Consider the following 22,387-nt stretch of genomic DNA (forward strand, 5'->3'; position numbering starts at 1 on the left):
TTAGTTGGATTTGAAATTGTACCCGCAAATATAGGCAAAAAGATAAGATGCAACGTTTTATTTAAGAGAAAAATATGCTGCGAAGGCTTCGTCGTCTGCCATTCCCTTGCCCGCGTATGCTGTGAAGCTTTTGGCATCGCCATTTCTTTGTCCGCGTATGCTGCGAAGCTTTCGGCAACTGCCATTTCTTTGTCCGTGCATGTTGCGAAGGTTTCGGCATCGCCATTTCTTTGTCCGCATTTGTCGCGAAGCTTTCGGCAGCTGCCATTTCTTTGCCCGCATTTGTCGTGGAGAAGGAATTTTTCGTATTTTTGCCGCATGAAAATCGAATCGGGAGGAGCAATATGAACAGTAGAATCTTGTCTATAGGAGTCTTTATGGTGTTGATGCTCTCGTCGCTGTTGGCGGGGCGGCAGGGGTATTTCGGCGCGAAGGAAGCGATAACCGCCGACTTGAACCAGGCTTTGATGCGGACGTTGGAGGAGCGGCAAGACAATATCGTGGCGCAGGATTCCATTCGGGCTTATGAACAACTTAGGGAGGCTTCGGACGGTCCGGTATGGCTTGCCATCGCCGATAGAAGGCTGTGCCGTCACCTGAAGGACGAGCGGCTGAGGGGGAAAACTTTCCTCTCGTTTGAGGTAATCGACGCGGCGCATCCGAAGAAGGCGCAACCGGCTGATGCGCTCTGCAGCGACACGCTAATCATCAACAACCGGGCTACGGGCACGACCCTTGCCGTGAAAAGTTACGCGCGCCTTTCCGCAATCGGCGTATTCCGCATGTCCGACCAACGCTTGTCGTTCCTCTTGGCTTTTGCCGCATTCCTTTGGGCGATAGGTTTCCGGTTTGTTGCCCGCAGGAGGCAAACGGCGGAAGAAGAGCCGCAACGTTACGGTGGGCTTTCCTATTCGGCGGAAGAACGTTGTTTCTACGATGCACGCCGTGCTCCGGTACACCTCACTCCGATGCAGCACCGGTTCTTGCTGATGCTGTGGCAAGCCCCGTCTCATTCGGTGTCGAAAGAAGAACTGTGCGCCGCCTTGTGGCCTAAGAAAGAAGATGCCAACGACACGCTTTATACATTGGTGCGGCGGTTGAAACTGATTCTTGAGACGTGCAGCGAATTGCAGATTGTAGCGCATCGGGGGAGAAATTATTCGCTGGAAATCAAGGCGGAAGCCGATTGTCAGGATAATGTCAGGAAGATGTCAGCTGCATTTTTAACGGAAAGATAGTCCCTGCCGTATCTTTGCGCCCGAACTTAAAAAACGAAGAGCGCAATGAAACGTATCGGCATCCTTATTCTCTTATCAACATTCGCCGTCACCTTGTCGGCACAAAGCGAGACCCAAACCGTCGAACTTCAAGAAGTGGAGGTGAAAGCGGCTAAAGTGATTCATAAGCCCGACGGGCAAACCATTTACCCTACTGAAGTGCAGAAGAAGGCATCGCATTCGGGGTATAGCATCCTGCAAAAACTCTCTTTGCCTAACATCCGTGTGGATGAGGCTTCGCATAGCTTGTCGGCTATCGATGGACGGGGAAGCATCCAGTTGCGTATTGACGGCATAATTGTAGGGCGGGAAGAAATGCTGTCGCTCGCTCCCGAACGCATCAGCCGGATAGACTTTATCGACAATCCTGGGGTGAGGTACGGCGAAGGCATCGCATACGTCATCAATATCCTGACCCGCCGGAACGATAGCGGATATACGGTCGGCGTTGACCTCATGCAGGCACTTACCGCCAAATCGGGCAATGATTTAATCTACGGGAAATGGAACGCAGGGAAAAGCGAGCTTTCCTTGAGTTATAATTTCGGATACAAGGACTTCGAGGGAAACCGGATGAACGAAACGGCACATTACTTGCTCGCCGACGGTTCCACCCGTACCATCGAACGTAACGACATTGCTTCGCGCAGCCGGAGCTTGAACAACGATTTGCAATTGAAATACAATCTTGCCGATTCCGCCAACTATGTGTTTCAGGCTTCGCTGAAGGCTGATTTCTCACACATCCCCCATAATTATAACCGCAAACAGATTGTGGACGGAGGCGAACGCTATCTTGCCACCCAATCTAATCGCAACCTTAGTTCCAGCCCCGTCTTAGACCTTTATTTCTTCAAGCAATTCAGTCCACGCCAATCGTTGACCCTTAATGCCGTAGGGACTTATATCTCCACTTCGCTTCGGAGTAGTTACGATGAAGGCGAGCCGTATGCGTATGAGGTGGACGGGAAAACGTATTCCCTGATGAGCGAAGCCGTTTACGAGAACCGCCTCAAGCCCTTTACCCTTACAGCCGGAATAAACTATATGCAGAAATATACGAAGAACCGATACACGGGCGATGTGAACTCTGTCAATCCGATGCATAACCGCAATGTGTACGCTTTTACCGAGATAAAAGGGGCGGTTGGTCCGGTGCGCTATACGGCGGGATTGGGAGGAAGTTATTTGGATTACCGCCAGCAGGAGCACGATTATCGGTACTGGCTGTTCCGCCCGAAGGCTTCTGTTGCCTACAATCCCGCGCAAGCCGTCCAATTGAAATACGATTTCCAAATAAGCGAGCACGTTTCGCAAGTAGCAATGATTAGTAACACGACAATTCGGAACAACAGTATGGAATGGACGCTGGGCAATCCCGATATCCGCCCCAACCGGGAGCAAGAGCATACCTTTCAGGTCTCGTACACCCATCCCCGCTTCCAGTCTTTCCTTCAAGCCTACGGGAAGCTTTGCGCTCAGCCGAATATGGCGACCTATATCCGGACGGCTGATGATAAGTTTGTCTATACCCAGCTTAATCAGAAAGAAATCGATGTGCTCAACCTGATGCTTTACGCCAACGCTTGGATTATCCCCGACAAACTTTCGGTAGCGGCGTCCGGCACGCTTTTCCGTTGCTTCAATTTCGGCGAGGACTACACGCATTGCAAGACTTTCTATTCGGGCACCGCTAATGTGCAGGCTTACTTAGGTAAGTTCACCCTTTCGGCATTCATTGATAGCGGTTTCCGTTTTCTTGAGGGCGAGACTGAAGGATTCAACGGGTCGTTCACTTACCTGAATGCGGCTTACCGGTACAAGAACTTGAATGTGTCGCTCACATGGCAACAACCGCTGAATCCGCATTACAAGCAATTCCAGTCGGAGGTATACAACCGCTATGTGCGGAAGACTACTACGCTTCATTGCCGTGACTTCGGCAATTTTGTAAGCCTGAACATCGCATGGAAATTCTCGCAAGGGCGTGCCTATAAAGACATCCGTAGGAATATTAACCAAAAGGCGGATAAGGATACCGGGATTTTACGGTGATAATTTGAACGCAGAGGCGCAAAGGTACAGAGAAACATATTCTTTTGATTAAGAAAATAAAAACTCTGTGCCTCCGCGCCTCTGTGTTCAATCCAATAGATTAATGGTGGAACAGACGGATGCCTGTAAACGCCATCGTGATACCGTATTTGTCGCAGGTTTCAATGACATTGTCGTCACGCACCGAGCCGCCTGCTTGGGCGATGTATTCCACGCCGCTCTTGTGCGCGCGCTCGATGTTGTCGCCGAAGGGGAAGAAGGCGTCCGAGCCTAACGATACGCCTTTCAGCGTGTCCAGCCAAGCGCGTTTTTCTTCGCGGGTCAGCACTTCGGGCTTTTCGGTAAAGAACTGTTGCCACGTGCCTTCTGCCAATACATCGTCGTGGTCATCGCTGATGTATACGTCAATCGTGTTATCGCGGTCGGCACGGCGGATTTTCTCTACCCAAGGCAAGTTCAATACCTTCGGGTGCTGGCGCAGGTACCAGATGTCGGCTTTGTTTCCGGCAAGGCGGGTGCAATGGATGCGGCTCTGCTGGCCTGCTCCGATGCCGATGGCTTGTCCGTCTTTCACGTAGCATACCGAGTTCGATTGGGTATATTTCAGCGTAATCAGCGCAATCATCAGGTCGCGTTTCGCTTCGTCGGGCAGGTTCTTGTTCCGAGTCGGGATGTTGGCGAAGAGTTCCTCGCCGTTCAGCTTGATTTCGTTGCGCCCTTGTTCGAAGGTGATGCCGAACACGTCTTTATGCTCGATGGGAGCGGGACGGTAAGCGGGGTCAATCTGAATCACGTTGTATGTGCCTTTGCGTTTCGCTTTCAGGATAGCCAATGCTTCATCGGTATAGCCCGGAGCGATAACGCCGTCCGATACTTCACGGTTGATGAAGTGGGCGGTCTCTTCGTCGCATACGTCGCTCAGCGCGATAAAGTCGCCGTAAGAAGACATGCGGTCAGCCCCGCGGGCACGCACGTAGGCATTGGCGAGCGGCGAGAGGGGCAGGTCGCCTACGAAATAGATTTGTTTCATCGTATCGTCCAGTTCCAGCCCGATAGCGGCGCCGGCGGGACTTACGTGCTTAAACGAGGTAGCCGCGGGCATTCCCGTAGCTTCTTTCAGTTCTTTCACCAACTGCCATCCGTTCAGCGCGTCGAGGAAATTGATGTATCCGGGACGTCCGTTCAGCACCTCAATGGGCAGTTCTCCTTCTTGCATAAAGATACGGGCAGGCTTCTGGTTAGGGTTGCAGCCGTATTTCAGTTCGAGTTCTTTTGCCATAGCATTTTGTTTTTAAGTTGATCGTGATTGCAAAGATACGAAAAAAACAGACCGAAAGCAAACTTTCTTATTTGCTTTCGGTCATGGATATAGTTGAATAGGAAATTTTACTTAATTGGGATTGTCCGGATAGGCTGTTGCTTTGTGTTATCCAGCGGGATTGCTTGATAAGCGACTTCCGAGAAGTCTATTTGGTCGAGGTTGATGCTACGTATCTCGCTATTGTACATGGTGCGGAAATAGATGATGCGGTTCTTCATGTCGGTGGCGGAAGTCCATTGAGTGGCGCTGGGGATATCGACGGGCACTTTTCCATCGGCAAACTCGATACCGACCGGAATATCGAAGTTGTTCAGTATCTGAAAGGCTTGGAGCACGGTCTTTTCGGCATCGTCCTGACGGGGAGCCGTAGCTTGATAGAAAGCGGCACGGACGAAGCGCGAAGGAGGGGTGACATCGCCCGGAAGCCCCAAGAATCCGCTTCCGGCACCAAAAGAAGCCAACCGGACATTGCCTAACGATTGGGTTGGCGCCGAGCCCGGATAGAGATTGACATAATTATTGAGGTTGGTCAGCTGCCATTCGAATCCGGGGGAATTGGTCAGCACGCCTAACTTGTTCTCGTAGAACTTCGGTTCTCCACCGATAATCTCCAAGACCACTTGTCTTCCGGCAGGGTCGGTAAAACGCCAGTGTACGGTAGAGGCGCGCGGGTCGATGCGGATAACGTGCACCTGCTTCACGCTCTCTATCGCTTCGTCTATCGTGGCGCATTTGCCCAATATCCACGAAACCAATTGCAGGTCGGCGATGCTGGTGTCTTTTTTCTCCGCATCGTAGGCTTCGTATTGCCCGTAGTTGGGGAAATAGAACAAGCCAGCCGAAAGCCCCGCTTCGTTGATGCCCTCGGCGATGAACTCTTTCTGTTCTACGGCAAGCCCTACATAGCCGTACCGGGAAGTGAACTGCATTCCTTCGCTTCCGTCGGGAGTGTACGAACGCATCGTATAGCCGCGCGGCACGATGACGTATTGGCTATTCAGGTCGCTTCCTCCCCATTCGATGGTCCGTGCTACAATCGTAGTGCTGTCTTTGCTGTTCAGGGTGATTCCTGTGCAAGCGTTTGCCGAAAGCGATGCGGCGAGCATTCCGGCTAATGTCAATGATAAAATAAAGGTTCGGGTTTTCATATCTGTAAATTTTTAAGATTAAACAACAGGGGAAACAATATGGTTCATCCACACGGGTACAATTTGCCTTCTTTTTGCACAATCTTCTCTTCCGACATCAGGAAAGAAAGTGCTTGAAGGATTTTGCCTTCATCGGAAGAAAGGGCATGGACCACTTCTTGCGCAGTGCGCGGAGCTTCCGCTAACAACGTCAGGACATCCTGCTCAATGTCTTCGAACTCGCCTTGCCTTAATCCCGAAGCATGCTTGTTCAGGCATACGTCGCATTGCTCGCAATTGTGTTCGTTGCGTTCTCCGAAATACTCCAGCAACATACGGCTTCGGCACCGCCCTTCGCGTCCGGCATAGTCGAGCATGGCTTTGACACGTCGCTCGTAACTCTCTTTCCGGTCTTCGTACACCTCTTTGCTTAACACGATGCGGCTTGCTTCTTGCCTTTCGCGCGTATAGATAATATAAGGTGTCTTCTTGCCCGGTATGTAATGGAGAATGTGCCGTTTGGTAAGGAGGATAAGCGTGTCGTACACCTGCTGGCGGGTGAGCCCGCTCCGCGAGGCAAGCGTATCTTCGTTGATGTAAGCATAATCGCTGAATACGCCCGTGTAGGAACGCAAGATGATGCGAATCAGGTTTTCGGTATCGGGATTGCGCTCATCGATGCGGTATAATTCATCCCGCCGAAGGGTAAAGATAAGGCGGGAAGCGTTGTCCTGCTCGTCGGTATATTCCAAATATCCGGCACGGGTGAGGATTTTCAGGGCACTGTCTACCCGCACGGGAAAATGCTTGAAATTTTGGCAAAATTCATCGATGTTGAAAGCGAACGTACATCCCCTTCCGTCGCCCATCGCCATCTGATAATAATAATTGATGTGTTCGTACACCTGACGGATATAGTCTTTTTCGGGGAATGTATCGCCAATGCGTTTCTTCAAAATGGTTTTGTCGCTCTGCGCATAAAGGAGTACGGCGTATGCTTTCTGTCCGTCGCGTCCGGCACGTCCGGCTTCCTGGAAATAAGCTTCGGGCGAATCGGGGAAATCGATGTGAATCACCAAGCGCACATCGGGCTTGTCGATGCCCATGCCGAACGCGTTGGTGGCTACCATCACCCGGAACGTCCCGTCTTGCCAACCTTTTTGGCGCTGGTCCTTGATGTCATTGCTCAGCCCGGCATGATAGAAGATGGCGCTGATTCCGTGCTGGTTCAGGAAAAGCGACACTTCCTTGGTGCGTTTGCGGTTGCGTGTGTACACGATGGCAGAGCCGGGCACTTGGGTCAGGATATGAATCAGCTCTCCCGCCTTGTCCTCGGTGCGCCTGACTATATAAGCAAGGTTTTTCCGCTCGAAGCTCATGCGGAACACGTTCTCTTGACGGAAAGCGAGGCGCGCCTGAATGTCTTTCACCACTTCGGGAGTGGCGGTAGCGGTCAGGGCAAGTACGGGGACACCGGGGAGGAGCTTGCGGACATCGGCTATCTTGAGGTAAGCCGGACGGAAATCATATCCCCATTGCGAGATGCAGTGCGACTCGTCCACCGTAATCATGCTCACATGCATGCTCCGGAGTTTGGTTTGGAAAATCTCGGTGTCGAGCCGTTCGGGAGAGATGTAAAGGAATTTATAATCGCCGAAGATGCAATTTTCCAACGCCACGATGATTTCTTCGCGCGTCATGCCCGAATAGACCGCTATGGCTTTGATGCCCCGCCGGCGCAAGTTCTGTACCTGGTCTTTCATCAGGGCAATCAGCGGAGTGATGATCAGGCACAAGCCCGGTTGGGCAAGGGCAGGCACTTGGAAAGTAATGGATTTTCCTCCGCCCGTAGGCATCAGCCCCAATGTGTCGCGCCCCTCGCCGATACTGGCAATGATTTCTTCCTGAATGCCCCGGAAGCTATCATATCCCCAGTATTGCTTCAATATGCTTTTATAATCAGCCATGCCTATCTGCTCGGCTTAATGTCTTCTATTAGCAATTGGATATCCCCACGCTTATGGGTATTCTCCTCGATGGTATAACAGATGTTGAACGATTGTTTGGTCTTGATGTAGCGGGCTTGCGAGCTTTGTCCGAAAGCGATGCCGTTCATCACGTTGTTCGACTTGTTGTCCACCAATTCTAATTTGATGTGTTCCTGGTCCCGTCCTACCACCTTGCTCGTCCCATAATCGAAGACGTTCATCGTGCAGAATACGGGTTTCGGGTTTTCCGGTCCGAAGGGATTGAATTTCTTCAAGTCGAAGAAGAACTTCGATGTGATGTCCCTGAAATCCAATTGTGCGTCGATATCGATGGTGGCATTGGTCTGTTCGGGCAGGATGTGATGGGTCACATATTCCTCGAAACGCCGGGTGAATTCGGGCACGTTCTCCACTTTCATCGATAAGCCAGCCGCATACGTATGCCCTCCGAAGTTTTCTAACAAGTCGCGGCAATACTCGATGGCTTTATACACATCGAATCCCGACACCGAGCGTGCCGAGCCTGTAGCAAGGTCGTTGGTACGGGTCAAGACCACCGCCGGACGATAATATATTTCCGTAAGGCGGGAAGCCACGATACCGATTACGCCCTTGTGCCATGCCTCGTTATAAATCACGATAGAGCGGCGTTGGGAAAGGTTTGCCAATTGGTCTACAATCTTGTTCGCCTCTTCGGTCATGCTCTTGTCCAAGTCTTTGCGCGTCTCGTTGTACTGGTTTATTTGGCGAGCTTTTTGCAAGGCTATCGGGAAATCTTTCTCGATAAGCAGGTCTACGGCTTCTTTCCCATTCTGGATGCGCCCAGAGGCATTGATGCGCGGCCCTATCTTGAAGATGATATCACTCATGTTCAATTCTCTTTCCGCAAGCCCGCACACATCGATAATTGCCTTCAGCCCTATGCTGGGATTGGTATTCAATTGCTTCAGCCCATAAAAAGCCAATACCCGGTTCTCGCCCATAATGGGTACGATGTCCGAGGCAATGCTCACCGCCACCAAGTCTAAAAGCGGAGTCAGCTGGTGGAACTCAATGCCATTGTTCAAGGCAAATGCCTGCATGAACTTAAACCCCACGCCACATCCCGACAAATGACTATACGGATAGGTGGCATCGTGCCGTTTGGGGTTTAGGATAGCCACGGCAGGAGGCAAGACGTCATCGGGCACATGATGGTCGCAAATGATGAAGTCGATACCTTTTTCTTTGGCATACGCGATTTCTTCTACCGCCTTGATGCCACAATCCAATACGATGACAAGTTTCACCCCTGTCTCGTATGCATAATCCACTCCCTTCTTCGATACACCATACCCCTCGTTGTAGCGGTCGGGGATATAGTAATCGATGTTCGAATAGAACTGTTGAAGGAATTTATAAACCAACGCAACGGCGGTTGTGCCGTCCACGTCATAATCTCCATACACCATAATGCGCTCTTTCCGTCCCATGGCTTTGTTGAGACGCTCCACGGCTATGCTCATGTCTTTCATGAGGAACGGGTCGTGCAGTTCGTTCAGTTGCGGGCGGAAGAAACGCTTGGCTTCGGCGGCGGAAGTGATGCCCCGCTCCAGCAACAAGCGGCATAGGATAGGGCTGATTCCTATCTCTTTAGCCAAAGCTTTAGCTGCTTCCCGTTCTTCTTGTGTAGGAGGTTGATAGTTCCATTTGTAGTTCATTTATATATTTTTTTCTTTCTTTTTCTAAGCCAATACAGCAGGGCGATTCAAGCGTTTTGAAAAGTGCCCAGCTATTCAACTTGTAAAGTTAGAAAAAAAGAAAGAAAAAATCGCCTGATTCCCGAATTATTTTCAAGAACCAAGCGATTTATTATTTTTTTTGATAAACGCAGAGACGCAAAAGCGCAGAGAATCTATTTTAGAGAAGGCAAAGGACACGAAGCCTGATCTCACTCTCTGTGCTCTTTGCTCTCTCTAAATAAAGACTTTGCGCTTTTGCGTCTCTGCGTTTGTAAACAAAATTACAATCCTAACTTCTTGGCGATATCTGCCGGGATGGCTTTCTTATTCACCAAGATGTTCAAGGTTTTATATGCCGCGAAAGCTTTTGATGCATACCAAATGCCTTTGTACTTGCCTTCGGTGCCCCATGAGTTTTTCACCATAAAGTACTCTTTGCCGTTCTGGTCTTTGGCGATACCGTAAATCAGCATGCCGTGGTCATCGGTGGTTTCCCAGTTATCGAATGCGATTTGGCGCATTTCTTGGGTCACGGTGATTTCCGGAAGCGGTTTCGAAGTCAGTTCCTTGCGCTTATCGGCTTGGCTTAATCCCAACCAATGTGCCATATCCGAACCGGTCAACTCGGCACCTTTCTCTGAATCAGGATATACGGCAACTCCGTCACGAGTGAATCCTTGTTCGCTTACATCGGCTCCCCATGCGAAAGTGTAACCGGTGTTGATAGCATTCTCCATTACCGCCATAAGTTCATCAATAGGCAGGTTGTATGAAAGCGCATTGCGCCAGTTGTCTTGCACTTCGATGCTGAACTGGGTATAGAACGGATGGTGTGTGAACGAAGTCAATGATACATAATCGTCCATATTCAAGCCCAAAGCCTCATCGGCAAAAGTGCGCGGGGTATACGTTTTTCCATTGTAAGTGAATTGTTCCGGACATTCGCCTAAGTAAGTATCGTAAATGGCACGTACCCCGTTCTTCCATACCGGAGTCAGCTTGGTCAACTTGCCTTTAGCGATAGCGTTCACGTATCCTTCGGCTACGGCATCCAGTTCGTTATGCACCGGAAGCTCTTCACCATACATAATGCCCGGCATGGCTTCTTGCGGCACCATTCCATAATTTTCATAACAATATACGATATCCTCGAAACTTCCTCCGGGAGCGAATGAAGCGTCACCGTGATAACGCACGTAGTTCACCGCACGGTCTTGCATGGTATGATGTACGACGAACATTTCAGACAGGTCGAATTCCCCTTTTCCGGCACGAAGCAATTCCGCTTCCAAGAAGCCAAGGGTAGAGAACGCCCAACAGGTGCTCGAACGGTTCTGGTCTTTGACAGAGGTAATCGGGTTTTCTTTCACGGTAGTAAAGACAAATCCTTCTTCTGAAGCTTTGTCCTTTTTCGGGCTTTTTGCGGAAACATTTCCGAAACAAACGCCCAAAGCCAAGATAGCAATAAGTTTGTTCATGTCGTTTAAATTAATAGTTAATAATGAATAGTTAATAACGAAGAGTACTATTCACTATTAACTGTTCATTATTAATTATTCATTATATTTTCCACTTCTTCTATGGTAATCGGGATATGTTTTTCGCCGGTGAAGCGAGAACCGCCGGGGATAATCAAGATGTCGTCTTCCAGGCGGATGCCTCCGAAATCCTTGTATTTGTCTATGGCATCGAAATCCAAGAAATCGGTGTGCATCTTCTCTGCACGCCATTTGTCTATTAGGTCGGGGATGAAATAACAACCCGGCTCATCGGTAATGACAAATCCTTCTTGCAGGCGGCGTCCCATACGTAGGGAAGCCAAGCCGAACTGGTCGGACGGACGGACTTCATCATCATAGCCCACGTAGCATTGTCCCAGATCTTCCATATCGTGTACATCAATGCCCATCATGTGTCCCAGTCCGTGAGGCATGAACATGGCGTGTGCTCCGGCTTCTACGGCATCATCCACATTGCCTTTCATTAAGCCCAAGTCTTTCAACCCTTGTGCTAACACTTTGCAAGTTTCAATATGGACTGATTTATAAGTCACTCCGGGACGTGCCAATTCCAAGGCACGGTCGTGGCATGCCAATACGATGTTATACACATCACGCTGGCGGCTGGTGAACTTGCCTCCTACAGGGACGGTACGTGTATGGTCCGAGCAATAATTGGTCACGCTTTCCGCTCCCGCATCGGTCAGCATCAGTCTTCCGGCTTGCAGGATTTGACTATGGTCATGATTGTGCAAGGTCTGCCCGTTCTGGCTTAAAATGGTGGCAAACGATACCATATTTCCATACGATGCCGCAATGCCGTCCAATACACCGGCTATGTACCGTTCGCTTACGCCCGGTTTGCAAAGGCGCATAGCTGCCGTATGCATTTCATATCCGATGTTGCATGCCTTGTCTATTTCCGCTATTTCACACGGCTCTTTTACCGAGCGCAGGCTTACCACCGCCTTAATCAACTCCAATGAGCTGTGTTCCTTGACAAGCGAAGCACGGATGCCGGTCAGGTCTTCCAATAACATCATATTATCGTAGCGGTAAGGAGGAAGGAAATGAATTTTACGGCGTTGCGAGATAGCCTTGCCTACCATTTCTTTTAATTTAGCAAAAGGAAAGCTTTTCTTCACTCCCACTTGTGCAGCCAGCTCTTTTACACTGGGTTGCGGACCCATCCAGATGATATCATCCATGGTCACATCATCCCCAAAGAAATAATCTTCACCGGCATCTACGTCGAGGATACCAGCAAAGCCCGGATGCGCATGTCCGAAAAAATACAAAAACGAACTGTCCTGACGGAACTTGTACGTATTGTCCGGATAATTGGCTGGGGCTTCATTATTGCCCAATATCAGGATAATGCCATTGCTGACTTTATCCCGCAACGCCTTGCGGCGGTTGCTATATACAGATGAATCGAACATAATTGTTAAAGTTTTAGTAACACCTTTGTATTAAGTGTTGCAAAAGTAGGAAAATTAAATGAGAAGTGTACGCTTCTATTCATAAAAAATGTATCTTTGTTAGGCACTTATCAATTTTAAAAACATCACAAAATGAAACAGACTGGATTAGTATTGGAAGGCGGAGGCATGAGAGGCGTGTTTACCTGCGGCGTACTCGATTATTTTATGGAGAAAGGCATCGAATTCCCATACGCCATCGGTGTCTCGGCAGGAGCATGCAACGGGCTTTCGTACATGTCGCACCAGCAAGGAAGAGCAAAGTTCAGCAACATCGACATGCTGGCGAAATATCATTACATCGGATTGAAATACTTATGGTTCCAGCGTAGTATCCTCGACCAACATTTGCTTTATAAAGAGTTTCCTGAAAAGATATTGCCTTATGATTATGATGCGTATTTCCGCAATCCGGCACGTTTTGAGATGGTTACTACAAATTGTGTGACCGGACGCGCTTGTTATTTGGAAGAAAAGCACGATAAAGAACGCTTATTGGCAATAGTAAAAGCTTCGAGCAGCTTGCCCTACGTGTGCCCCATTACATGGGTGGACGGACGCCCCATGCTGGACGGAGGAATAGTCGATTCGATTCCTGTGCAACGGGCTATCAGTCAAGGATATGAGAAGAATGTGGTGGTGCTCACCCGCAACCGTGGATACCGCAAATCGGAGAAAGACATCCGTGTGCCCCGCATCGTATATACCCGTTATCCCCGTTTGCGTGTCGTGCTAAGCAATCGTTGCCGGGCATACAATGAGCAATTGGCTATGGTGGAGCGATTAGAAGATGAGGGGCGTATCATCGCTATCCGTCCCGAAGCTCCTGTTCAGGTGAGCCGGATAGAAAAAGACATCAAGAAGCTTACGGCACTCTATGAAGAGGGTTGGAGGTGTGCGGAGAAAGTGATTTTACGAAGCAGGCTTCATTGACCATCGAAGCCGTATGCATCGGGCAACGAAGCAGGCTTCGTTGCCCGATGAAGCTGTATGTATCTTTTGTGGTATTGACAATGCTTATTTCGCGAAGCTTACGGCGCGTGTCTCACGGATAACCGTAATCTTCACTTGTCCCGGATAAGTCATTTCGTCTTGAATCTTCTTGGCTATCTCGGCAGACAAGCTTTCGGTTTGTTTGTCGTCTATCTTATCAGCGCCTACGATAACACGGAGTTCACGCCCTGCCTGGATAGCATAAGTCTTGGTGACACCCGGATAAGACATGGCAAGTTGTTCCAAATCGTTCAGACGCTTGATGTAGGCTTCCACGATTTCGCGGCGTGCCCCCGGACGTGCTCCCGAAATAGCATCACACACTTGTACGATAGGTGCCAAAAGGCTGGTCATTTCTATTTCATCATGGTGGGCACCAATGGCATTGCAGATATCAGGCTTTTCCTTGTATTTCTCTGCCAGTTTCATACCCAATAATGCGTGAGGCAGTTCGGGCTCTTCATCGGGCACTTTTCCTATATCGTGAAGCAAGCCGGCACGTTTGGCTTTCTTGGGGTTCAATCCCAATTCGGAAGCCATAACGGCACAGAGGTTGGCGGTTTCACGTGCATGTTGCAACAGGTTCTGACCGTAAGACGAACGGTATTTCATCTTTCCGATGATGCGGATAAGTTCGGGATGCAAGCCGTGGATGCCGAGGTCGATAGTGGTGCGTTTTCCCGTTTCGATGATTTCGTCTTCCACTTGTTTCTTCACTTTTGCCACCACTTCTTCGATACGTGCCGGGTGGATACGTCCGTCGGTTACCAGCTGGTGGAGTGCCAAACGGGCTATTTCACGGCGTACAGGGTCGAATGCCGAGAGGACGATGGCTTCTGGAGTATCGTCTACAACGATTTCCACTCCTGTAGCTGCTTCGAGGGCACGGATGTTTCTTCCTTCACGCCCGATGATGCGTCCTTTGATTTCATCCGATTCGATGTGGAATACCGTTACAGAGTTCTCGATAGCGGTTTCTGTAGCTACCCGTTGGATAGTCTGTATCACGATGCGTTTGGCTTCGCGGTTGGCGGACATCTTGGCGTCATCCATGATGTCGTTGATGTAGGATTGCGCTTCGGTCTTGGCTTCTTCCTTCAGCGATTCTACGAGACGTTCTTTGGCTTCTTCAGCCGAAAGTCCAGACAAAGCTTCCAGTTTCTTGCGTTCTTGCGATTGGAGGTTATCCAGTTCTTCTTTCTTCTTGTCGATAACTACCAATTGGGCATCGAGGTTTTCGCGGATAGCTTCGGTTTCGTTATGCTTGCGCTGCAATTCTTCGTGCTTTTGGTTCAGCACCATTTCGCGTTGCTTCAGCTTGTTCTCTACTTGCTGGATTTTTTGGTTGCGTGCGGCGACTTCTTTTTCCAGCTCGGCTTTTTTGTTGAGGAACTTTTCCTTCACCTCAAGCAATTTGTTTTTCTTAATGACTTCTGCTTCGTTTTCCGCCTCTTTTATAATCTTATCGTAGCGCGATTTCAAGCCGTACTTGAAGAAAGCGTACGAAATTGCTCCTCCTATCAGGAAGGCAATGACCGTAAATATTACTGTATTCATTATTACAATTTTAAATTTATATATAAACAAAAAGCGCACAGACTGTTCGCCTCAAGGCTTCCAGTTTGTGCGCAAAATCTTTTCTTTATCTTTCTAACTAAACTCCGTTTCTTATTCGTCCGTTTGCGGGTGGATGCAGTTTTCCACATCTTCCGTCAACTGGCGGATTTTTTCTGTATACGGCAGCGTGTCATTCCGGTCTTTCATCGAGATGTTCTCGAACGACAATTCCAGGGCTGCCATTGCCCAATGTTTTGCCGCGCTGAAGCTCGGGTACATACTCCGGTATTTGTTTAGTTTATAGTCAATCTGTTTGGCAGCATCGCGGTAGAGTTGTTCGTCTTTTCGCAAGATAGTCAACGGATACCGTTCATTGTCAATCAGCAGATGTATTTTAAATTTGTCGTCTTCCATGACTCGTTCACCTTTTGGTTATTCATTCAGCAAAGCGATACATTTGTCGACTTCACGCACAAGATCCCCCAATCGTTTCTTCGTATCTCTGAGTTCATTGTCATTGATACTGATGATGCGGGCTGTTTTCAGGTTGGCATACTTTGACTCCAATTCTTTCCGGCTTTCTTCCATGCGTGCGATTTCGGCTTCTTTTTTTACAAGAAGCTGGCGGAGCGTTGCGATTTCCTTTTTCTGTTCTTCGAATAGGTAAATCAGATTCCGCAATTTGCCTTCGAACGTATTCAATAGCCTTTTGTCTTCTTCCGTCATTTTCACCAAATTCTACACAAATATAGTGGATTGGATATAAATACAAAAATTTTTGCCCTTTTATTTTTGAAAAAGTTCAGAATCGGACGTTTTTAGCATAAAAAAACAGGCTGCAACCGTTATCAGTTACAGCCTGCTATAGAGTCAGCACGGGAAGAGAGGCTCGAACTCCCGACACTCGGTTTTGGAGACCGATGCTCTACCAACTGAGCTATTCCCGTGTTTGCGGGTGCAAAGGTACGATATTTTTTGATTCTTCCAAATCCTTTTGCCGTTTTTTATGCGTAATCGTTATAAAAGTCCGATTTCTTCGAACATTATCCGGTAGGTTTCGGCTTTTTTCTCCAATTTGAGCGGATAAGCGCGGCTGGAAGAAGGCATCCGGTAGAGGTGAAGCCGGCGGTCTTCGTATTCGAATCCGCTTTTGCTTCCTACGGACGGTTTTTCGATGTGCATTTGCGTACAAATCGTATCGGTGGCTTTTTCTCCGGTAGTGGTTATTGCCCGGCATACGGGGAGTTGCTTCAAAAGCAAACCGATGTCGGTAGGCTCCACAATTTCCAAAAACTTGTCTGAAGCATTGTTTTGCAGGCGTTTCACTACACATGCCGTGTCGTAGAGCGCAATCCCTTTTTCTTTCAGGAAATCGATGATGCGCTCTTTGTCGAATGCTTTTTTGTCTGGTACGACAAAATAGTCTTTTTGGTTGAAAAAGACCAGCCCGAAGATGCGCCACATGTCGTTGCTCCAGTTCGGATAAAAGAAATCCATGCTCCAGCGTTTCTTTTGGGGCGGGAAACTTCCCAGCATCAGCAGGATAGCGTTGCCGGGAAGAAAGGGTTCCAGCGGGTGGTTTTCTGTTAAACCGCTCATTGTTCTTTGGGTTTCGGTTCTTTCTTGGCTAATACGACGACGTTGTAGACGTATTCCACCATCCAGCTTTCGCTATATCCTAATGCATGTTGGTACTGGCGGATATTGAGGCAGGTCTTACGCACACTGTCGTCTTTCCATGTTGTCTTGGTCAGGATGTCGTGCACGGTTTTTTCGGTCATGCCGCGCAATGCTTTATTGAAAATGCGTGGCATACGGAATTTCCATTGCATCAAGTTGCCCACCACCATCATCAGGTCTTGGCTGAAGCCTTGGAACATGAACAAGTAGTTTTGGATAGCGTTCACGTTCTTGCAATGTTTTTTGATAGAAGCGTCTATCTCTTTAAAGAAGAATTCGTTGATGCCATAGATGTCGGTCAGCATCTTTTTGCATCGCGAACGCTCTGCCACGCCTAACTTGTTGTTTTGGGTCGGGATTTTCAAAGTGCGCTTGAATACCGCCATGTCGGGCAGGGCATTGATGTTGCTGATGCCCAATTGTGCAGCCATGACCGCTTGGTAATACACTCGTATCAGGGTCATGAAGTCTTCCATGCCGCCTACGCGTGCGGATTCTTCTTCCGTTGTTTTCTTTTTGAAAAGTTTTGCAAATATACTCATAGTCTCTTGTTTTTTGAATGAATGGGGCAAAGGTATGAAAAAAACTTGATACTGTGGGCATTCGGAAAAATTAATTTCCTTTGTGTCTTTCCTGTGCCTTTTTGTGGTGAATCATTTAGTCGATGTGTTCTTTCAGCCGGAAATAAAAAGTATGGTCATGAAATACTTCCTCTACCAAACCGAATCGGATAAAGTCGGCAAGGAGGCTGGTGATTTGTTTCCGCTTCATGCGGCTGAGCCGTTGGCATTGGTTGAGGGTAATCGGCTGGTGTTGTTCCAATAATTTCAATACCTCTTGTTCGTGCGGGGTATAAGTCACGACGATTTTTTCTTCGGTGCGGTTGTGCCGCCAGATATTCAAGTGGATAGGGCTTGCCAGGATGGTTTCGTCCTTGATGCGGACGTATGCCCATTTGCGTTCTTCGGCATCAAGGGCATAGACCGGTTTCTGCGGGCTTTCGTCTATCACGACTTCCAATACGTCTTTTCCCTCTACCTTATATATATAGGTATGTATATCGACGGGAGGTTGGCAATAACGCTGGGCAGCGGCTTCTATCATGTAGATTTCTTCTTCCGAGCGCACGCCCGCTATCTTGCCATTGTCTTTTACACCCACTAACAGGCGTCCTCCTTCGGTGTTGGCAAAGGCGGAGATGCTTTTGGCTATCTTCCGTGCATCGGATATTTCGAACTTGAAGTCTTGATGTACGTGTTCGCCTTCGCTGATGAGCCGGTGGATGTAGTCGGAATGTGTCATTGGGTTGTGGATGTGTAATTAATTAAACGCAAAGGCACAAAAACGCGGAGATTTATTTTTTTAGAGGAGGCAAAGGGCACAGAGGTGATTTTTCTTTCTGCGTACTTTGCTCTCTCAAATAAAGGCTTTGCGCTTTTGCGTCTCTGCGTTTGGTAATAAAAATCAGTCGTTGTGTTTGTGCGTCATGATGTCGAGCACCATTTTGTCGGTTTCGTTCATGCCTTCTGCACCGATGCGGGTCAGGTTGCGGATGCTCCGGTTTACGTTTTCCTCGATGATGCCTTCTACCGGAGTAACGCATTTTTCGTCCATTGCCATAATGGCGGACATCACCGCTGTAGATACGCCGCTGGTCACTTTCAGCGAGCAACTGGGCTTGGCACCGTCGCAAATCATACCGGTCAGGGTGGCAATCATGTTTTGTACGGCATACATTACTTGTGCGTATTTGCCTCCCATTAGATATGTGATGCCGCAACAGCTTCCGGTAGCGGCTACTACACATCCGCACAGAGCCGAAAGCTTGCCTAAACTCTGTTTGATGTAAATAGCGGTGAGGTGGCTCAGCGTAAGGGCACGTATCAGTTCTTCTTCCGATTTGTGGTTGTCTTCGGCATAGATTACTACAGGCATGGTGGCTGCGATGCCCTGGTTTCCGCTTCCCGAGTTGCTCATTACCGGAATCATGGCGCCTGCCATACGGGCATCACATGCGGCAGAGGTGTACGAAAGAATATGGGTGAAGGTATTGTTACCCATGATTTGCTTTTCGTTGTGGTTTTCTTTCAGCATACGTCCCAATCCGTGTCCGTAGCAGCCTTTCAAGGCTTGTTCCGCAGCGTTTTTGTTCAAATGTTTGGCTTCGAGGATGAAGCGGATTTCGTCAATAGGGGCAGTGGTAGCAAAGTCGTACACCTTGCGCAGGGTCAGTTCCACGCTTTCCTCTTCTTGTTCCGAAGTGCCTTTGCTCCGTTTGTCGAGCGAAACTTCCCCGTTGCGGCAGAGGTAGACAAAGTGGGTATGTCCTCCGCTGATGATAGCGGTCGCCACGTCGTTTCCGCTTGTGCTGGTCACTTCGATGTAAAGTTTCTCTTCGATGTCGTCTTTCAGTGCAATGTTGATGCAATTGGGTTCGGCTATCATCTGTTTGCCTTCTTCTACCGCTTCGGGTGTGCAGTCTTTCAGCACTTCCAGTTGGTATTCCGATTTTCCGATGAGTGCGCCGAGGGCAATGGCGATAGGCAGCCCTATCATGCCTGTGCCCGGAATGCCTACGCCCATGGCATTCTTCAGGATGTTCGCACTCAGGTAGACGTTGATGTGTTCGGGCTTGCAGCCCAAGGTTTCGGCTGCTTTTGCTGTACAGAGTGCTACGGCTATCGGTTCGGTACAGCCGATTGCCGGAACCACTTCTTTCTTCATCAGAGCGATGATTTGCTCTCTTTCCGCTTGTGGGATGATGCTTTCCATATTTTCTTGCTGTTATAGTTTTTAGTAAATTGCGGTGCAAAAATACATCTTTATTTGATATTATCACTCTTATATAGACGGGAAAAGCGGGTGATAAGGTGACATAAAAACGCAGATTAACGCAGATTTACGCGGAAAATAATAAAAATCTGCGTTAATCTGCGTTGAAAAAGGAAGCATTATTCGCCGAACCGTTCGATGACTTCCATACACATACGTCCGTTGTGGTAGGGGCATTTCCAGAAGCCGGCTTTGTCGTCCTTGCGGTTGACGGTGCCGTCGGGCAGGATGCTCCAGTGCCATTCGCCTTGCTCGTGGTCGATTAGTTTCGCTTTGATGAATTCCCAGCAGCGGACGGCGATGTCAAGGGCGGACTCGTCTCCGAAGTGTTGGTAAAGGTTGATGTGCCCCACCACGTTCTCGGCTTGTACCCACCAGTGCAGTTCGCGGTCAATCTTCTGTTTGTCGAGGAAGTTTTCGTATATCATGCTGCCGTCGGGATTCAGTCCTTCGTCGGCGGCTTGGGCAATGCGGACGATGAGCGGTTCGATTCGTTTCAGAACCGTTTCGTCGCCCAAGACCAATGCCGCTTCGTGGATGAGCCACGAGGCTTCGATGTCGTGCCCGTAGGAATAGATGCGGTATTTGTTCGTCCAGTCTTCCTCGAAGAAGAGGTTGAGGTGTCCCGTCTGCGGGTCGAGGATGCGGGTGATGAACACGTCGATGAGATTCCTCAGCTGGCGTTCCAGCCGTTCGTCTTTCCATACGCGGTAGAGGTTGGTGTAAGGTTCGAGGATGTGCAGGTGGGTGTTCATCGTCTTTTTCTCGTTCTCGTCCTTGTCGCTCAGGCGCATATCTTCGATGGGCTGCCAGTCGCGGGTCAAGGCTTCGAGATAGCCGTTCTGCACGGGGTCGAAACTATGTTGTTCGATGACCTCGAAAAGCCGCTGGGCATATTCCAAGGCTTCGGCATCGCCTGTGGCACGGGCATATTCGCTCAGACCGTAAATGGCGAAACCGATAGCGTAAATCTGTTTCTTCGTGTCGAGCGGATTGCCTTTGTAGTCGAGTTCCCAATAGATGCCGCCGTATTCGGGGTCGTAGAAGCGGTCGATCAGATACCGTTTGGCGCGGGTGGCGGTCTTCAGGTATTCGGGTTTCTTCAGCAGGCGGTAGGCAGCCGAGAAGGTCCACAGGATGCGGGCGTTCAGTATCGCGCCTTTCGAGGCTTCGGGGCGCAGTTCGTCGTCGCCGGTGATTTCGCCGTAGAAGCCGCCTTGTTCGTTGTCTTCCATTTTGTTCATCCAAAACGGAAGGATATTGTTTTCAAGCTCGGAGCGCATTTCGTTCCGAAGCTGGTTGATTCGTTGATTCATAGTGCGTGTTGTTTTTAGGTTGAACGCAGAGACGCAGAAACGCGGAGGATTTTTATTAGAGAAGGCGAAAGGTCACAGAGCTTTTTGCGTTCTTTGCTATCTCTAAAATGTTACTTTGCGTTTTTGCGTCTCTGCGTTTGTTTTTCATTTTTTCCGTTTTTCATTCAGCTTGCCGATGATTTCCTTCATCTTTTGCTCGCCTAAGGGATAGCCGATGACGAAGAGCATCGAGACGAATGCCGCCGCTCCGGGAAGCCAGCTCAGGAACATCTTGATGCCTTGGATGGTCTCGGCGCTCTGCTCGGCGTTCGCCTGGAAACCGAAGTAGGAGAGGAGCCAGCCCGTCACCGCTGTGCCTATCGCCCAACCGAACTTCTGGCTCATCGATGAAGCACTGAAGATAAGCCCCGTGGCACGGTTCCCGCTGCGCAACTCCGAATAGTCGGCGCAGTCGGCGTACATCGACCACAAGAGCGGGAAGATGCTTCCGGCGCAGATGCTGATGAGGCATTGGAAGACGAATATCCACACGAGGTCGTCCTTGTCGAACCAGTAAAAGACGATGCTGAGTGCCGTAGCCGCGAGCATCGCGATGGCGAAGGTGTTCTTCTTGCCGATGCGGTTGCTGACCGGAGCAGCCAACACCACGCCGATGATGTTCGCCGCCTGTCCTACGGAGAGGAACAACCCGCTCAGCACGAACGACATCCCGAAGAGCGAAATGACGTGGTAGTCCGCCTCCACGATGTAGTATTTAAAGTAGTACACCGCCGCCCCGTCTCGGATAGAATTGAAGACTAACGAAGCGATTCCCGCGCCGAACAGAATCCACCACGGGCGGTTGTGGAACAGGTCGCGCACGTCGTCCTTCAGCGAAGTCTTCGCCTCGTTGATAGGCTTCACCCGCTCTTTGGTCCACGAGAAGCAGCCCAAGAAAAGCACGACGCACATCACGGCGATGACCGCCACAGCCATCAGCCAGCCGTGCTGTTGCGCCACAGGGTCGGAACTGTGCCCGCTGAAGGCGTTCGCCATGGGCATAAACAGCAAGAGGGCGATGAAGCTGCCGATGTAGGCGAACATCATGCGGAACGTCGAAAGCGTGCCGCGCTCCTTCGGGTCGGGGCTCATCACGCCCAGCAGCGATGCGTAGGGCACGTTGATGCCCGAATAGACCATCATCATCAGCGAGTAGGTGATGTAGGCGTAGACCAGCTTGCCCGCCTCGCCGAAGGGAGGGGTATAGAACGTAAGCATGCCGATGAGCCCGAACGGAACGGCGAGGAAGAGCAGGTAGGGGCGGAACTTTCCCCAGCGGCTCGACGTGCGGTCGGCGATGATGCCGATAACGGGGTCGAACACCGAGTCCCACACGCGGGTGACGAGGAACATCGTCCCCACCATAGCCGCCGGAAGCCCGAACACGTCGGTATAGAAAATCATCAGGTAGGCGCCGAACAGCTTCCAGAACATCGAGGAAGCCATGTCGCCCAGCCCGTATCCGATTTTTTCTTTGAGTTTGATCATGGTTCTTTTTGTT

The 22,387-nt window shown here is 49.6% G+C and carries 19 protein-coding genes and 1 tRNA gene; 3 read left to right on the forward strand and 17 right to left on the reverse strand.

Going from position 1 to position 22,387, the window contains the following annotated elements; genetic code table 11:
• Positions 1–61 precede the first annotated feature (61 nt).
• Entirely contained in the window at positions 62–268 is a 207-nt protein-coding gene (locus B5F91_RS04290; RefSeq protein ID WP_144025074.1) for a hypothetical protein, read from the reverse strand.
• A gap of 76 nt (positions 269–344) precedes the next feature.
• Here B5F91_RS04290 and B5F91_RS04295 point away from each other — a divergent pair, with 76 nt between their 5' ends.
• Both B5F91_RS04295 and B5F91_RS04300 read left to right on the forward strand, forming a co-directional pair.
• Positions 345–1,238 (forward strand): helix-turn-helix domain-containing protein, encoded by an 894-nt coding sequence (locus tag B5F91_RS04295; protein ID WP_087427880.1) that lies wholly within the window; start codon positions 345–347, stop codon positions 1,236–1,238.
• Between the two features lie 45 nt (positions 1,239–1,283).
• Positions 1,284–3,332 (forward strand): hypothetical protein, encoded by a 2,049-nt coding sequence (locus B5F91_RS04300; RefSeq protein WP_087427881.1) that lies wholly within the window; start codon positions 1,284–1,286, stop codon positions 3,330–3,332.
• A gap of 100 nt (positions 3,333–3,432) precedes the next feature.
• On the opposite strand, the gene B5F91_RS04305 is transcribed toward B5F91_RS04300, so the two are convergent.
• The 6 genes from B5F91_RS04305 to B5F91_RS04330 form a co-directional block, all read right to left on the reverse strand.
• The gene (locus tag B5F91_RS04305; protein WP_087427882.1) at positions 3,433–4,611 is read right to left on the reverse strand and encodes a phosphoribosylaminoimidazolecarboxamide formyltransferase; all 1,179 of its coding nucleotides are present in this window, start codon (positions 4,609–4,611) and stop codon (positions 3,433–3,435) included.
• Between the two features lie 107 nt (positions 4,612–4,718).
• Positions 4,719–5,801 carry a choloylglycine hydrolase family protein gene (locus tag B5F91_RS04310; RefSeq protein ID WP_087427883.1) on the reverse strand — a complete coding sequence of 361 codons (1,083 nt, stop codon included), beginning with the start codon at positions 5,799–5,801 and terminating at the stop codon, positions 4,719–4,721.
• Between the two features lie 44 nt (positions 5,802–5,845).
• Positions 5,846–7,747 (reverse strand): ATP-dependent DNA helicase RecQ, encoded by a 1,902-nt coding sequence (locus B5F91_RS04315; RefSeq protein WP_087427884.1) that lies wholly within the window; start codon positions 7,745–7,747, stop codon positions 5,846–5,848.
• A gap of 2 nt (positions 7,748–7,749) precedes the next feature.
• Positions 7,750–9,468, reverse strand: a complete 1,719-nt coding sequence (gene recJ, locus B5F91_RS04320) for a single-stranded-DNA-specific exonuclease RecJ (RefSeq protein WP_087427885.1) — start codon at positions 9,466–9,468, stop codon at positions 7,750–7,752.
• 302 nt (positions 9,469–9,770) lie between these two features.
• Entirely contained in the window at positions 9,771–10,967 is a 1,197-nt protein-coding gene (locus B5F91_RS04325) for a C1 family peptidase (RefSeq protein ID WP_087427886.1), read from the reverse strand.
• Positions 10,968–11,038: 71 nt separating this feature from the next.
• Positions 11,039–12,430, reverse strand: a complete 1,392-nt coding sequence (locus tag B5F91_RS04330; protein WP_087427887.1) for an aminopeptidase P family protein — start codon at positions 12,428–12,430, stop codon at positions 11,039–11,041.
• Positions 12,431–12,562: 132 nt separating this feature from the next.
• Between B5F91_RS04330 and B5F91_RS04335 the strand changes: the two genes are divergently transcribed.
• Entirely contained in the window at positions 12,563–13,402 is an 840-nt protein-coding gene (locus tag B5F91_RS04335) for a patatin family protein (RefSeq protein WP_087427888.1), read from the forward strand.
• A gap of 84 nt (positions 13,403–13,486) precedes the next feature.
• On the opposite strand, the gene rny is transcribed toward B5F91_RS04335, so the two are convergent.
• The 10 genes from rny to B5F91_RS04385 all read right to left on the reverse strand — a co-directional run bounded on the left by rny (position 13,487) and on the right by B5F91_RS04385 (position 22,374).
• Positions 13,487–15,022 (reverse strand): ribonuclease Y, encoded by a 1,536-nt coding sequence (rny, locus tag B5F91_RS04340; protein ID WP_087427945.1) that lies wholly within the window; start codon positions 15,020–15,022, stop codon positions 13,487–13,489.
• Positions 15,023–15,130: 108 nt separating this feature from the next.
• Entirely contained in the window at positions 15,131–15,433 is a 303-nt protein-coding gene (locus tag B5F91_RS04345; RefSeq protein ID WP_087427889.1) for a cell division protein ZapA, read from the reverse strand.
• An 18-nt stretch (positions 15,434–15,451) separates the two neighbouring features.
• Entirely contained in the window at positions 15,452–15,745 is a 294-nt protein-coding gene (locus tag B5F91_RS04350) for a hypothetical protein (RefSeq protein ID WP_087427890.1), read from the reverse strand.
• Between the two features lie 148 nt (positions 15,746–15,893).
• A tRNA-Trp gene (locus tag B5F91_RS04355) sits at positions 15,894–15,966 on the reverse strand.
• A gap of 70 nt (positions 15,967–16,036) precedes the next feature.
• Positions 16,037–16,618: a uracil-DNA glycosylase family protein gene (locus tag B5F91_RS04360; protein ID WP_087427891.1), complete on the reverse strand. Its 582-nt coding sequence runs from the start codon at positions 16,616–16,618 to the stop codon at positions 16,037–16,039.
• Positions 16,615–17,241, reverse strand: coding sequence for a hypothetical protein (locus B5F91_RS04365; protein ID WP_087427892.1), 627 nt, complete (start codon positions 17,239–17,241; stop codon positions 16,615–16,617). Before B5F91_RS04365 ends, B5F91_RS04360 begins: the two co-directional genes overlap by 4 nt.
• Positions 17,242–17,356: 115 nt before the next feature.
• Positions 17,357–18,001 (reverse strand): ATP-binding protein, encoded by a 645-nt coding sequence (locus tag B5F91_RS04370; protein ID WP_087427893.1) that lies wholly within the window; start codon positions 17,999–18,001, stop codon positions 17,357–17,359.
• A gap of 162 nt (positions 18,002–18,163) precedes the next feature.
• On the reverse strand, positions 18,164–19,462 hold the full coding sequence (locus B5F91_RS04375; protein WP_204244660.1) for an L-serine ammonia-lyase, iron-sulfur-dependent, subunit alpha: 1,299 nt from the start codon (positions 19,460–19,462) through the stop codon (positions 18,164–18,166).
• Between the two features lie 188 nt (positions 19,463–19,650).
• The gene (locus tag B5F91_RS04380; protein ID WP_087427895.1) at positions 19,651–20,847 is read right to left on the reverse strand and encodes an AGE family epimerase/isomerase; all 1,197 of its coding nucleotides are present in this window, start codon (positions 20,845–20,847) and stop codon (positions 19,651–19,653) included.
• A 144-nt stretch (positions 20,848–20,991) separates the two neighbouring features.
• Entirely contained in the window at positions 20,992–22,374 is a 1,383-nt protein-coding gene (locus tag B5F91_RS04385; RefSeq protein WP_087427896.1) for an MFS transporter, read from the reverse strand.
• Between the last annotated feature and the right edge of the window lie 13 nt (positions 22,375–22,387).

Source organism: Bacteroides sp. An322, assembly GCF_002161765.1.
In the GTDB taxonomy this organism is placed as follows: domain Bacteria; phylum Bacteroidota; class Bacteroidia; order Bacteroidales; family Bacteroidaceae; genus Phocaeicola; species Phocaeicola merdavium.

What these genes read in the sequence shown, in the direction of transcription:
- B5F91_RS04300 (WP_087427881.1), top strand. Translation starts at nt 1,284, where the DNA reads ATGAAACGTATCGGCATCCTTATTCTCTTATCAACATTCGCCGTCACC.
- B5F91_RS04290 (WP_144025074.1), bottom strand. Translation starts at nt 268, where the DNA reads ATGGCAGCTGCCGAAAGCTTCGCGACAAATGCGGACAAAGAAATGGCG.
- B5F91_RS04325 (WP_087427886.1), bottom strand. Translation starts at nt 10,967, where the DNA reads ATGAACAAACTTATTGCTATCTTGGCTTTGGGCGTTTGTTTCGGAAAT.
- B5F91_RS04315 (WP_087427884.1), bottom strand. Translation starts at nt 7,747, where the DNA reads ATGGCTGATTATAAAAGCATATTGAAGCAATACTGGGGATATGATAGC.
- B5F91_RS04295 (WP_087427880.1), top strand. Translation starts at nt 345, where the DNA reads ATGAACAGTAGAATCTTGTCTATAGGAGTCTTTATGGTGTTGATGCTC.
- B5F91_RS04335 (WP_087427888.1), top strand. Translation starts at nt 12,563, where the DNA reads ATGAAACAGACTGGATTAGTATTGGAAGGCGGAGGCATGAGAGGCGTG.
- B5F91_RS04330 (WP_087427887.1), bottom strand. Translation starts at nt 12,430, where the DNA reads ATGTTCGATTCATCTGTATATAGCAACCGCCGCAAGGCGTTGCGGGAT.
- B5F91_RS04360 (WP_087427891.1), bottom strand. Translation starts at nt 16,618, where the DNA reads ATGAGCGGTTTAACAGAAAACCACCCGCTGGAACCCTTTCTTCCCGGC.
- B5F91_RS04310 (WP_087427883.1), bottom strand. Translation starts at nt 5,801, where the DNA reads ATGAAAACCCGAACCTTTATTTTATCATTGACATTAGCCGGAATGCTC.
- B5F91_RS04345 (WP_087427889.1), bottom strand. Translation starts at nt 15,433, where the DNA reads ATGGAAGACGACAAATTTAAAATACATCTGCTGATTGACAATGAACGG.
- B5F91_RS04380 (WP_087427895.1), bottom strand. Translation starts at nt 20,847, where the DNA reads ATGAATCAACGAATCAACCAGCTTCGGAACGAAATGCGCTCCGAGCTT.
- B5F91_RS04385 (WP_087427896.1), bottom strand. Translation starts at nt 22,374, where the DNA reads ATGATCAAACTCAAAGAAAAAATCGGATACGGGCTGGGCGACATGGCT.
- B5F91_RS04370 (WP_087427893.1), bottom strand. Translation starts at nt 18,001, where the DNA reads ATGACACATTCCGACTACATCCACCGGCTCATCAGCGAAGGCGAACAC.
- recJ (WP_087427885.1), bottom strand. Translation starts at nt 9,468, where the DNA reads ATGAACTACAAATGGAACTATCAACCTCCTACACAAGAAGAACGGGAA.
- B5F91_RS04365 (WP_087427892.1), bottom strand. Translation starts at nt 17,241, where the DNA reads ATGAGTATATTTGCAAAACTTTTCAAAAAGAAAACAACGGAAGAAGAA.
- B5F91_RS04305 (WP_087427882.1), bottom strand. Translation starts at nt 4,611, where the DNA reads ATGGCAAAAGAACTCGAACTGAAATACGGCTGCAACCCTAACCAGAAG.
- B5F91_RS04350 (WP_087427890.1), bottom strand. Translation starts at nt 15,745, where the DNA reads ATGACGGAAGAAGACAAAAGGCTATTGAATACGTTCGAAGGCAAATTG.